The 12733-nt window shown below is 52.6% G+C and carries 12 protein-coding genes; 4 read left to right on the top strand and 8 right to left on the bottom strand.

The annotated features are described in order from the left end of the window. Position 1 precedes the first annotated feature (1 nt). Positions 2–1081 (bottom strand): L-rhamnose/proton symporter RhaT, encoded by a 1080-nt coding sequence (gene rhaT, locus ABD852_RS18420; RefSeq protein ID WP_345031571.1) that lies wholly within the window; start codon positions 1079–1081, stop codon positions 2–4. A 212-nt stretch (positions 1082–1293) separates the two neighbouring features. Between rhaT and ABD852_RS18415 the strand changes: the two genes are divergently transcribed. The 4 genes from ABD852_RS18415 to ABD852_RS18400 all read left to right on the top strand — a co-directional run bounded on the left by ABD852_RS18415 (position 1294) and on the right by ABD852_RS18400 (position 3827). Then, on the top strand, positions 1294–2451 hold the full coding sequence (locus ABD852_RS18415; protein ID WP_345031569.1) for a pyridoxal phosphate-dependent aminotransferase: 1158 nt from the start codon (positions 1294–1296) through the stop codon (positions 2449–2451). A 23-nt stretch (positions 2452–2474) separates the two neighbouring features. Continuing rightward, positions 2475–3332, top strand: a complete 858-nt coding sequence (locus tag ABD852_RS18410) for a prephenate dehydrogenase (protein WP_345031568.1) — start codon at positions 2475–2477, stop codon at positions 3330–3332. Positions 3333–3435: 103 nt separating this feature from the next. Further along, positions 3436–3558 carry a hypothetical protein gene (locus ABD852_RS18405; protein ID WP_345031567.1) on the top strand — a complete coding sequence of 41 codons (123 nt, stop codon included), beginning with the start codon at positions 3436–3438 and terminating at the stop codon, positions 3556–3558. 5 nt (positions 3559–3563) lie between these two features. After that, complete coding sequence (locus ABD852_RS18400; RefSeq protein ID WP_345031566.1) at positions 3564–3827, top strand: hypothetical protein; 264 nt, start codon at positions 3564–3566, stop codon at positions 3825–3827. A gap of 62 nt (positions 3828–3889) precedes the next feature. Here the strand turns inward: ABD852_RS18400 and ABD852_RS18395 are convergent, their stop codons facing one another. The 7 genes from ABD852_RS18395 to ABD852_RS18365 all read right to left on the bottom strand — a co-directional run bounded on the left by ABD852_RS18395 (position 3890) and on the right by ABD852_RS18365 (position 12699). After that, positions 3890–4795: a DUF2911 domain-containing protein gene (locus tag ABD852_RS18395; protein ID WP_345031564.1), complete on the bottom strand. Its 906-nt coding sequence runs from the start codon at positions 4793–4795 to the stop codon at positions 3890–3892. Between the two features lie 195 nt (positions 4796–4990). Next, positions 4991–5626 (bottom strand): O-methyltransferase, encoded by a 636-nt coding sequence (locus tag ABD852_RS18390; protein ID WP_345031563.1) that lies wholly within the window; start codon positions 5624–5626, stop codon positions 4991–4993. A 134-nt stretch (positions 5627–5760) separates the two neighbouring features. Next, on the bottom strand, positions 5761–7680 hold the full coding sequence (locus ABD852_RS18385; RefSeq protein ID WP_345031562.1) for a S8 family peptidase: 1920 nt from the start codon (positions 7678–7680) through the stop codon (positions 5761–5763). 61 nt (positions 7681–7741) lie between these two features. Then, positions 7742–9325, bottom strand: coding sequence for an FMN-binding glutamate synthase family protein (locus ABD852_RS18380; protein ID WP_345031560.1), 1584 nt, complete (start codon positions 9323–9325; stop codon positions 7742–7744). Further along, positions 9306–10550, bottom strand: a complete 1245-nt coding sequence (locus ABD852_RS18375; protein WP_345031559.1) for a 3-phosphoshikimate 1-carboxyvinyltransferase — start codon at positions 10548–10550, stop codon at positions 9306–9308. Before ABD852_RS18375 ends, ABD852_RS18380 begins: the two co-directional genes overlap by 20 nt. A gap of 117 nt (positions 10551–10667) precedes the next feature. Continuing rightward, positions 10668–11267 carry a hypothetical protein gene (locus ABD852_RS18370; protein ID WP_345031556.1) on the bottom strand — a complete coding sequence of 200 codons (600 nt, stop codon included), beginning with the start codon at positions 11265–11267 and terminating at the stop codon, positions 10668–10670. Positions 11268–11433: 166 nt separating this feature from the next. Further along, positions 11434–12699, bottom strand: a complete 1266-nt coding sequence (locus ABD852_RS18365) for an MFS transporter (protein ID WP_345031554.1) — start codon at positions 12697–12699, stop codon at positions 11434–11436. Positions 12700–12733: the final 34 nt, after the last annotated feature.

Genomic DNA, 12733 nt, shown 5'->3' with positions numbered 1-12733 from the left:
CTTACTGTTTCAGATAATTGCCATAGCCGACAATCAGGACCGACAATAAAATAGTGGCAATTCCAAGTACGATGGTACGCATGGTTTTGGGCCGTACACCCTTCCATTCGTTGAGTATCAACCCCCAGCTGTTGGCCACCAGTATGATGAACGCCATGTGAAGAATCCAGGAACTGGCTCCGTTCCCGAGCTTGCTTTCGCCCATCCCGTAAAAGAAAAATTGCATAAACCACGTGGTTCCCGCCACCGCGGAGAACAAATAATTGGCAAGCAAAGGGGTTTTGGTGTTCACGTAGTCACCGTAGCTGTTGTTCCTGATGTTAAGCCCAAGGCACCAGATGAGGTTGGTGGTCAGGCCGCCCAGAAGGATAACGACATACGTGACGTTGTTTTGAAAGAGAAACTCGCCTTGCCCGGGATTGGCCAGTTTCCATGCTGCATTTGCCTCCTCCGCCATGATTTTACCGGCATCAATGCCGAAGGCAAAGCAGGCGCTGAGTATCCCCGAAACCACGGAGACCATTAGACCGAGGCCTATTTTGTATTCCGTATCGGACGTTGCCGCATCCCCGTGCTTCAGGTCCCGGTCTTTCATGCCACCCGCCATTCCGCATACGACTATGCCGATGACGCAAACCAGCAGACCCAAAAGGATCATTTGTCCCCAGCTTTCACTGATCAGCACGCCGATACTGTCTTTGCCGGGCGCTGGGTTGAACTGGTAATAGAAAGAGGGGAGAAGTGCGCCGAAAACCGAACAGAGGCCGAGAATGATGGAGCTTCCGAGCGATACACCCAGGTATCTGACCCCGAGGCCGTAGGTCAGGCCCCCGATCCCCCATAATACCCCGAAGATATAGGTCAGCAAAAGAACCTGGCCGTTGGTGTTCCGGATGATTTCGAGATAGCCGGGGATGGTCAGCCAGGCAGTAACAAAAGGAGCAATCAACCAGGAAAAAACGCCGCCGGCTAGCCAGTAAGATTCCCAGGACCAGAGCCTGACTTTTTTGTATGGAATGTAGAAACTGCCGGAGGCGAAACCGCCTATGAAATGGAAAATTACCCCTAGTAAAGCTTGCATTAAAATCAGGTTAAAGAAAAAGGTGAATGAAATATACGCAAATATTCATTGGAATAATTTAAAAAGATACCTGCACTTTACTGTAACGCAACCGGTACTGGTGAACGGCTTTGCCGGCCCGCTTTGGCGTATAACCGAACTTTTATTTGACGCGTTACTTTTCATTCATTTATAGCATTATGTAGTAACTTGCGGCCTTTCAAACAAGAACGATGATTATTGAACCAGCCCATCGGGCCAAACAGGCAACAGAATATTACTTTTCCGTTAAACTCGGTGAAGTGAGGAAGCTCGTGTCCGAAGGACATGACGTGATCAACCTGGGTATCGGGAACCCGGATATGATGCCGTCGGCAGGTACCCTGGACGCGCTTAAGCAATCAGCAGATCAGCCCTCCGCTCACGGCTATCAGCCTTATACCGGCATCCCGGCTTTTAAGGAAGCGGTGGCGCGTTTTTACCGGAAAACCTATGGCGTTTCACTTGATCCCGTGAAAGAAGTACTCCCGCTGATCGGTTCCAAAGAAGGCATTACGCATATTTCACTTACGTTTCTCGATCCGGGCGACGAGGTGTTGGTGCCGGAGCTTGGGTACCCCACGTACCGCGCGGTTTCACAGATGGTAGGTGCAGAAGTAAAGTCTTACCCTTTGCTGGAAGAAGGCGGCTGGCAACCCGATTGGCAGGCTATGGCGGCACTGGTTACCCCTAAGACCAAGCTGTTGTGGATGAATTATCCGCACATGCCGACAGGCGCACCCGCAACGGAGGCGCTTTTCAGGGAAGCGGTTGCATTTGCAAAGGCACACCGGGTTTTGTTATGCCACGACAACCCCTATAGCCTGGTTTTGAATAAACAAAAACCCATGAGCCTGCTGGTTGTGCCCGGGGCGAAGGAAGTGGCGATTGAGCTCAATTCCATGAGCAAGTCCCATAACATGGCGGGTTGGCGGCTGGGATGGGTGGCCGGTGCGGAAGAATATCTCAACGCGATCCTGAAGATAAAGACCAATATAGACTCCGGCATGTTCCGGCCTCTGCAGGATGCCGGTACCGTGGCGCTTGACAATTCCGATGAGTGGCACGAGGCCAGGAATGCGGTATACCACGGTCGTCTTGAGGCGGCAGAAGCGCTTTTGACTGCGCTCGGCTGCACCTGGGACCACGCCCAGGAAGGCATGTTCCTCTGGGGGAAACTTCCTGACGGTTCGGCAGATGCCGGCAGCCTGGTGGATGAACTGCTCTACAAGAAACATGTTTTCCTGGCGCCGGGATTTATTTTCGGAGAAAAGGGGAGGCGCTACATCCGGATCTCCCTGTGCCTGCCCAAGGAACGGATTTGGGCGGCAGTCGAAAGAATTTCAAAGTAGTTGCATAGAAAATTGATTATACCATGATTGTCAGTATAGTAGGGATAGGCCTGTTAGGTGGTTCGCTTGCGTTATCGCTGCGGGAGAAATATCCGAAGATGACCATTCTGGGGGTTGACAAGTCGGTAGTCCATCAGAAAATTGCCGTGGCCAAGGGAATTGTAGATCGTGTGGTTACGTTGGATGAAGCGATTGAATTGTCTGAATTGGTTGTGCTGGCCACGCCTGTCGATATGATTACGACCATATTGACGGAGGTTTTGGACAAAATTCCTGCAGGACGTACGGTCATCGACTTCGGTTCTACCAAGGAGCAGATCTGCGCGGTGGCCAATACCCATCCGAAAAGAGACCAGTTTGTGGCGGTCCACCCGATGGCAGGTACGGAAAATTCCGGACCGGGCGCCGCCTTCAGAGAGCTCTTGCCCGGACAACATTGCATTATCTGTGACCGCGAAAAGAGTCGTGCAGATTCGGTTGCGCTGGTGGAGGCGCTGCTGCGGGACATCGGGATGAAAATTCACTACATGACCCCGGCGGAGCATGATCTGCATCTGGCCTATGTTTCGCATTTGAGCCATGTGAGTTCCTTTGCGCTCGGGTTGACCGTCCTGGAGAAGGAAAAAGACGAGAAAGCCATTTTTAGAATGGCAGGCACCGGTTTTTCCTCAACCGTGCGACTCGCAAAAAGTTCACCGCAGATGTGGGCGCCCATTTTTAATCAAAATAAGGCTAACGTAAGCCGGGCGCTGGGAGATTATATCGAATATCTTAAGAAATTCAAGGCTGCTATTGATTCTGAAGAGTTGGATAGCAGCCTCGAATATATGACCCGGGCGAACGATATACGCCGTATACTGGACGGCATTGAGAAAAAATAAGTGATTTCATAGCGAGCAGAATGCAGCGGCAAACTACCGGAGGGCATCAGCCGGATGGTCATCCTGAGAAAGAAGTTTTTTGCAGAAACACCTTGTAGCGGAGATGACAAATGGATGTTGCCAATGGAAATCAATAGTAGCCGGAGGCTACCACCCGGACGGTCATCCTGAAGCGGAGCGCAGCGGAGTCGAAGGATCTCCTGTTGCCAGCAAAAAAGCCTATTAAACGGATTGGGTACAAGGAGCGGGAGATCCCTCCACTACGGTCGGGATGACCCGGAGGTTGGAGCGGCGCCATCCATCGTGTTGTCAAAGGTAGCGCATCTGCCGGACGGTCATCCTGAAGCGGAGCGCAGCGGAGTCGAAGGATCTCCTGTTGCTATAAAAAAGTCCTCTGAAAGGGATTGGGTACTGGGAGCGGGAGATCCCTCCACTGCGGTCGGGATGACCTGCCGGTTCGAATGCCTTACCGGTCGGAATGGCCATAAAGCATAAGCCACGAATTCACGAATAATCTATTCGTGAATTCGTGGCTCACATTTCAGCCCACCAAACGGCTATTTCTTCTTTTTCTTCCCTTTCAACTTGGACGGTACTTCTGCCGGAAGTTTTGACTTCCAGTCGGCGAGAGAATTTTCTATCTGGCCTTTCAGGTTGCTGTTGAAAGCATTATCGCCTGAAGCTGCACCGAGATCAAGCGCTTTCTGGGCCAAAGGTACCGCTTCGGCCAGTTTCCCCATTTTCTGGAGGATCTGGGCTTTCAACCATACATTAGCGAATGTTTCCTTTATGCCTACCGATTTGTCTGCAAGCGCCAATGCCTGGTCCAGATCAGTTCCTTTCGACAGGTAATAACCGGCTGAACGCTGAAGGGTAGCCTGGTCTTCCGGGTTCTTGGCAACAGCCTCCCTGATGCCCGCGGCAGTGAGCTCGTCAGTAGCTACCCCGAGCTTGACAGGAACCGATATACCGGCCCACCACAAGGTAAGGTTGGCTGAACTCTCGGTAAGGTTGTCAAATGAGATCGTGAAAGTTTCGGTTGTTCCGCCTGAAACCGGGGTGATTTCAACGCGTGCTACGTCGTTCGATTGCGCATAGGTGTACACGCCGCCTTTAAAATCCTTGTTGAGGATGACGGTCCACGAACCGCTGTTCGGAATTGTGAACAAAGCATACTTTCCCGCAGGGACATTTTTTCCACCAAACGTGAAGTCAGTGCTGGCTTCCAGGGTGGTTGCCGCATTTGCGCCGGTGCGCCACATGGTTCCCAACGGCGCCAGCGCTGATCCCGGTCCGAAAGCAGCTCTGCCCTTCAGGCTTGGCCGGGAATAGCTGACCGTGAAATCGGTTACACCGACGGCTTGCTGAATGGTTGAAGAAGGGCTCGGAGCTGACATACGCTGCGCAAGAGCGCCGGCGGCCAGTACCGTCAGCAGGAGAAATGTGATAAAGTGTTTTTTCATTAGTCTTGGGACTGTTTGGTTAGTATGTTAAACTAGTCGTGAAACAGTGTCAAAAATAGCAAATCCCGCGGTGCATCGTGCACCCTGCGCCCACTTATTGGAAAAACACAAGCTTTTTGGCGAAATCGGGTATCAAAACGCAGTTTCGGACACCTGTTCCGGTTCGAAGAGATCCCGGTTTTGGACGAGCAGTTTTTATTTTTTTGTGCTCATTGAAATTCCCGAACTGCTGGTACGGTCAATAGAAGTGTCGTAGTCGGGCCTGCTCTTTACAAACTCAAGAAATTCGCGTATCCCACTGATGTTCTGCAGGACATTATGGGCCGTAAACGTGCCGCCCTTGCTCATCTTTGGAGACAGGTCTTTAAAATATTGCGTATACCACCCTTTGTCTGCGTCGGAAAAAACAAAGTCGAGCGGTCCCTTTACTTCTTTCGCAAGGGTGTGGGCATCGCCAAGCCTGAAGTCGACGAACTCGGAAAGTCCCGCTTTTTTTACATTTTCGATTGCTGTTTTTTGACGTTCCGGGTCAATTTCAAGGGTGACGAGCTTCCCGCCCGTCTTGCTTAGCGCCCAGGCAATCCAAACGGTGGAGTGGCCGGTCGAGGTTCCGATTTCGAGCGCAGATCGATAGTTACGGGCAACAATCAGGTCATGCAACACCTTTCCGTCTTCGTACGGAACGTTGAGATCCTGCCATTTTTGCCGGTTTTCTTTCAGGAATTTTTTTACCCGCTCATCGCGGTCCCGGCTTTTTTCCTGGGCATAAGCGGGGGACAATAAGAAGTACCCGATGAGGGCGGTTGCGATAATGATTTTCAGAAACGCCATGGCTGGAATGGTGATTTTCGGTGGATGCGGAATGAATGATGAAACCCGCAATGGGAGTATTGCGGGACAGTAGAGCGACGTATTAGTCAAAGATAGGAAATGACGGCTAAAAAAGCGCGCAAACGCCGACGTACCTACTGCTTGATAAATTTAAGCACGGTGCCCGGTCCGGTTCCTGAACTTATTCTCAGCAGGTACAAACCCGGCTGAAGGCTCTTTATTGAGACGGGCGCTTCTCCACCTGCCTGTAAAGTCAGCTCCTGGCGCAGTCGTACCGTACCGGCGGCGCCCAGGATTTCTAGCCGGAGACGTTCGTTTTTATAGGTTTCTCCCAGGCGCAGGGTAATTTTTTCCGTGGCCGGGTTGGGATGCAGAGTGGCAGGAAATATTTCCATTTCCAATCCGGCGATGGTGAATTGCAGCGCAGCGCTGACGACATAGCCGCTTTTCTGTTCGCCGGCCAGTGCCCGTACCCGGTAGCGATAAGACCCGGTTTCCAGGAGGGTGTCTGCGTTGTACAGCGGTTGCGATACGGTGGCTATGGTAACAAACGGTTCATTGCCGCGGGAGCGCGAAATTTCATAGCCTGTGGTTTGTGCATCGGCCTGGTGCACCCAGGACAGCGTCACGAGGTTGTTTTTTAGCGTTGTGGTAAGCTGTTCTGGTACTGCAGGTACGGCTTTGTCGCTATAATAAGGAATGCCGTATCCGAGCTCGTTGTCGGGGTGGCCGGCCTGGTTACCCATCCTGCGAATGCGCTCCATTAGCTCCTGCGCCGTTTGGGCGGGCGATTGCTGCCAGAGCAATGCCGCCAGGCCGGCCACAAGCGGGGTGGCGAAGGAAGTCCCCTGGGAAGTAACAACAGATCCTGATACCGAGCCTACACGTACCCCGCTCCCCAATGCAGCGACGTCCGGTTTGATGACGCCTTCCGAATTCGGACCGAAGGAACTCAGGGCGTATCGCTGCTCCGAAGCGTTCACGGCGCCGACAGAAAGCACGGAATCAACATCAGCCGGCGCTGTAATATATTTCCAGGAACCGGCGCCCTCGTTTCCGGCGGCTACGGCCAGCAACATACCGGTTCTGGCAGCGAAACGGGCGGCTCTTGAAATAACCGCCGTTTTGCCGTTCATCTGGGCATAGCTGTAATCGAAGGCGCTATCGTCAAAAGTGTTATAACCAAGTGAGGTATTGATAATATCAACGCCAAGGCTGTCGGCTCTTTCGGCGGCAATCAGCCAGGTCACCTCTTCGTACGGCGTTTCGGAGCTGACGTTTTCGGTTCTGTAAAGCACGTAATCCGCGTCGAAGGCCGGACCCACCAGCGTGCCGGGCTGTTTTGACGCCAGTACGCTGAGTACCTGCAGGCCGTGGGTATCGTCGTCGTATACATCTTTGTTCCTCGATATAAAGTCGTAAGTATCGGCTATCTGCGAATGGTCAAACAGGTGTTTCAAATAGCCCTGTTGGTCGGCATTGCGAAAACCGGAATCGAAAACACCGATCAGGAGCCCGGCCCCTGTGTAGCCGAGTTGATGAAGGGTCTGTACGCCGAGCATCTCGAGTTGCTGTTTGGCTGCCCCGTAATCAATCGGGGCAGCGGAGCCCGATTCACCGGATGCCAGCCGGGCCGTTTTGCCGGCGGGCGAGAGTGCCGCTTTCCGTTCGATTCCCGCATAAAAAGGGAGCGCTGCGATTTGCTGCAGTTGTGATTCCGTTGCCGAAACAACGGCTCCGTTGAACCATTTGGAGGTGAACCATACCTGCGCTCCTGTACCGGCGACCTTTGAAAGATAGTCCGGATTGACCGGTAAATCGGATTCCCGGATGGGGATATGCTGTCTTTCCCGCCTTTCAATGGCGCGGGCAGTCAGGAAAGCCTCCGGTTTCCCGATTTGGAAAGGAGTGCCTTTTTTGTCCTTAAAAAGAACAAGATAGGTGGATGACGTCTGACAAAATCCTGTAAATGGCGCAATTACAAACAGCAGCACGCATACCTTCCGGAATATGTGCCGGGTTAAAAGACCAGCAACCATGGTAAAGATGATCATAGCGTTGCGAATTATTATCGTCACAAGTATAGTTACGCCACCTGTTGCTTCTTCCGTTGCTTCAGGCCGGCTTTTTGGGTGCTGAAGGTTCGCCACCGAGGTGGTTACAGCTAAAAAGCGCCTGCATGGAATCGAACGGCACTTTGTCTTTTTCATAGCCGTGCGACAGGTGGAGCGATTGCGTCAGGTTGTTGTCACCCATGGAAAGGTCGACATCGTCCATCGTAAATTGACAGGGGTGCTCGTAGCCCGCTGCGTGAGTAATCTCTATAAGTTCCTTGTTGAAGGTCTTTACAAAATTATAGAACCGTTCGCTTTTCAAAGCCGGGTCCAGACCGGAAACCAGCCATTTGTTGTTGGTGGCAACACCAACCGGGCAACGGTTGGTATGACAGATCTGGGCCTGGATGCAGCCGATGGACATCATGGCCTCCCGGGCCACGTTGATTAAATCTGCCCCCATAGCGAAGGCCATTACGGCCTTGTCGGGTAAACCGAGTTTTCCGGATGCGATGAAGGTGATTTTTTCAGTGAGGTGATACCGCTGGAAAATTTTGTAGACGTTGGCAAATGCGTAGACAAAAGGCAGCGAAACGTGGTCGGCGAAAGACGGTGGTGCGGCCCCGGTGCCGCCTTCCCCGCCGTCGATGGCGATAAAATCAGGCCCTTTCCCGGTTTCCACCATGGTCCTGGCGAGTTCCTCCCAGAGATCCAGTTTCCCGACAGCAGATTTGATCCCTACCGGCAGCCCGGTTTTTTCAGCCATTTCTTCAATCAGCTCCACCATTTGGGGAATGTTCGAAAAGGCGGTATGGTAGGGGCGCGACACAATATCCTGGCCCATTGGTACCTGTCTTATTTCAGCTATTTCGGGTGTGATTTTGCTTGCCGGCAATACTCCGCCCTTGCCGGGTTTGGCGCCCTGAGACAGCTTGAGCTCCAACATCCGGACGTTAGGATTCTGCCGGGTGAGTTGTACCAGTTTCTGAAGGTCCAGATTACCCTGCGCATCCCTTACGCCGAAGTAGGAAGTCCCGATATTGAACACCACGTCGGCTCCCAGCTTGTGATACGGCGAGAGGCCGCCCTCACCGGTGTTGTGGTAACACCCGAATTTAGCAGCCCCCCGGTTCAACGCCGCCACGGCGTTGGCGGACAACGAGCCGTAGCTCATAGCGCCGACGTTGATCACCGACTTGGGCCGGTAGGGGCGGCTTCTTTTGTGATGAAGCCCGATTATTTTGGCGCCCGGCAGTGTGTAGTGCAGCGGGTGGTCATTGTTTTGTATGCTATGCGGATGACTGTCCGGCAACCGCCTGGGCAACATTGAAGGTTTGATGAGCACATATCCGGCACTGGACATGTCCTGGTCGGTACCAAACCCCTGGTAGTTATTTTCCTTTTTTGACGAGGCATAGATCCAGGAGCGTTGCCGCCTGTTGAACGGAAGCTCCTCCCGGTTATTGGCTACAATGTACTGGCGAAGTTCCGGGCCGATGGATTCTATCAGGTATCTGAAGTGGCCAACGATCGGGAAGTTATGCTTAATTGCATGCTTCTTCTGCAATATGTCAGCCAGCGCCCAGATCAGAAGGGCAAAAAGGAGGTACCCCCACCAGGGGATACTAACTATCCAGTCCTGCATGTTCTTCCAGTTTTGTAACGGTTTCCAGGTCTTTCCAGAAGCCGGGGTATGATTTTACTACGACACCGGGCTCCTCGATTAAAATCGCCCGCTTGATGCCGACCGGGGCAAACGCCATGGCCATGCGGTGGTCGTCGTAGGTGTCAATCACGGGAAGGGCGTCGCCGGGGCCCGTTTTGACAACCGAATACCGGGAGTTGGCTTCAGTCTCTATCAAGGCTGCGCCAATCTTCTGTAATTCGGATTGAAGTGCGGCAACCCGGTCGGTTTCTTTAATTTTCAAACTCTCGATCCCGGTCATAGAGAGCGCTATGCCTTTGGCTGCACAACATACGGCCACGGTTTGAACAAGATCGGGACAGCCGGAAAAATCCCAGAACAGGTTGTCCACAGCTTCCTTCTTCTGAAGCAGTACGCCCCTGTCGGTGTAAAGGGTGCGTACGCCCAGGTGTTCCATGATGTCCACGATTGCACTATCACCCTGCAGGGACTGCTGTTTTAAGCCGAGCAGTTCGATCTCCGCGTCATTTGCCAACGCCACCAGGCTGTACCAGTAGCTGGCACCGGACCAGTCGGATTCTACGGCAAAAGCCTTCGGCTCATAGGCCTGGTGCGGCACGTGTATGGTTTTTCCATCCCAATCGGCGGTATAGGTAATGCCGAAATGCGCCATTTGCTCCAGCGTCATCTCGATGTAAGGCCGTGAGCCGATTTCCCCATCAAGGTGGAGAAGAAGCCCGTCGGGCAGGGTGGGCGCAATGAGTAGAAGCGCAGAAATGTACTGGCTGCTTACGTTGCTTTTTATGGTGATGTCGCGCCGGCCGGAATAACGGAACCCGGAGAGCTTCATGGGGGGGTATCCTTTCTTTCCCTGGTATTCAATCAGGGCGCCGAGTTCACGGAGCGCGTCAACGAGGATGCCGATAGGGCGTTCACACATCCGGGCGGTACCGGTCAGGATCTTATGTTGACCGGTAACGGCGAAATAGGCCGTTAGGAAACGCATGGGTGCTCCGGCATCAATAACGTCCGCAATTTCGCCGTTGTCATGGAGCAGTTTTTCAAGCGTTTGGGTATCGCGGGCCTCCGAGACGTTGGTTAATTGACTCTTGAAGTTTGTTAGTGCGCTGATAATGAGTGATCTGTTGCTTTCGCTTTTCGATGAAGCGAGCTGAATAGCGGTACGAATGGGTTGAGATTGGGGGTGAACAAGAATCGATTTCAATGCACTAACGGTCAAACTTGAAAACTATGACAGCTCACAGGCGTGAGTTTTCCTGCAATTTACACAAATTGTGTGAAGCTGCCGATGCGTTGTAGTAAGACGTTGTGCGAAGGTAGCTTATCGCCGCCAGGCTGAAAGGCCGAGCTTCAGGCCCACTACGAATTGGGGCATGAAATGGATGCCTGAATAATAGTCTTCCCGTTCAAAAATGATGGAAATCGGATCATAGCTTTCCAGGGTAGGATTGACCAGATCAGAATATCGAACAACGGTGCGTGCCAGCCCGACACCCGAATACAGGTCCAGGGATAGCTTGCGGCCTATGAGACATTTTATACCGATTTTAGCCAGTCCCGCTATTTTTGATTTTCGGAATGAGGCTTTTTCAAACCGGATCTGCTCGGTCGAAGAGTGACTATAAGTAGCGTCCCTGTTCGTATAGGACGTTTTTGAATAAATACCTTCCAGGGAAAAATAGGCGGCGAGATCATACCATTGGTGCCAATAGTATTTTACCTCAGGCCTGATTTCTCTCAAAACATAAGCCGTTCTCTTATCATTCTGCATCAGCCACTGGGTAGTCGGGTCGTCGCCCAGGCCGACTGCTGCGCCAAAGCTCCACCTGTTTGCCGGTTTTACTTCAACTCCGAACCTCAGTGAAGGATTTGAATGAATTAATGCCAGCGGCGATACGTACAAATCAACGTGAGCAGGCATTGGAACCTGCTTTTTTCCCTGGCCTGACACCCGGCAGGCAGCGAGTATCGCCAAGAAGAGAAGTGTGTGTAGCAGTCTTAAATTCATGTTTTTTTTAACCGAAGGTAGTCAAAAAAAGCAAATACTAGCACGGGTAGCTACGAGATTGTTGTCCGATCGGGCCGCGTCAGTCCTGTCCGGCCGGCTCATCGGGGCTCTTCTTTTCAAGCGGTTTTAACCGGGACAAAATGAGAACGATAAGGAGAAGCAGTCCTGCCGATATTTTAAATAACAACCCGATGTTGACATTCATGTCGCGCAATACTCCGCCTGCGTACAAACTTGCGCCGCCGATGAGGCAGGCGATGAAATTCAGAATGCCGTAGCCGGTAGCCAGAAATTTCTTGTCGATGAGCAAGGTAAGAACGGGCATCATGTTGGCGTCGAGGAAGACGCGGAAAAACGCAAATAGCATAAATCCTGCCAATGCCGGGTACAGGAGGTCGGTGCTGCTGGCCAGGAAGACGGCCGGGGCAGCGATTGAAAGCCCCACCATTGGAACAAATATCCGGCCTCTCGGGTGTTTTTTGCTCCACCGGTCCGCCAGGAAGCCGCCGGCAATCACGCCGAACAGTGAGGCAGCGTGGAAGTAACCGGTTGAATAGATACCGGCCATGCTCTGCGAAAGGTTGAAATGTTCCTTGAAATAGGTGGGCAGCCAGCCGACCACCAGCCAGACTACAATACCGCCGATTCCCCAGAAAAAGAGCGTTTTGAGGTATTCCCGGTTGGTCAGAAGTGCGGACAAGGTCTCTCTGAGCGTAAGGGGGCCGGCGGTTTGTTTCGATCCCGCAGATGCCTCTTCGGGATGCGGAGGCGCTTCCTTTAAAACCAGCAGGAGCACTACGGCGTACACAATACCGATGATCCCGAATGCGCTGAACGCAAAATTCCAGCTATGCGTTTCTGCCAGCCAGCCGCCGATGAACCCGAGGCTCTGGCCGATCATGATGCCTGCCATGTGAATTCCATTGGCCAGCGACCGGGTGGCGCCACGGTGATAGTCCATGATCATGGCCAGCCCGGCCGGGATGTAGCAGGCTTCGCTGATGCCCATCAGGGCTCTCGTAGCCAGGAGCCCCTCATAGGTGGTGACGAAAGAAGTAAGCCAGGTCACCAGCGACCAGACCAGGAGACTTCCGATGATTACCCATTTTCTTTTGAACCGGTCTGCCAGGAATCCTCCCACCGGACTTAAAAAGCCATAGATCCAGAGAAAAAGCGAGGTAAGCAGCCCGAACTGGGCATCGGTCATAGGGATTGACTCTATGATCGAAAAACGCATGGTGGTGATCATCATCCGGTCCAGGTAATTCAGGCAACCTACAACGCTCAGTAATCCTACGACCAGCCAGGCGTAGGAGGTGGAGGAATGGCGGATTTTTAAAGTCATGGGATTTTAGGATTTGACAGGATTTGCGGAAGGG

The sequence above is a fragment of the Ravibacter arvi genome (genome assembly GCF_039540405.1).
GTDB classification, from domain to species: domain Bacteria; phylum Bacteroidota; class Bacteroidia; order Cytophagales; family Spirosomataceae; genus Ravibacter; species Ravibacter arvi.
The sequence above is the reverse complement of the archived record's forward strand: the minus strand, read 5'-3'. Positions and strand labels throughout refer to the sequence as shown.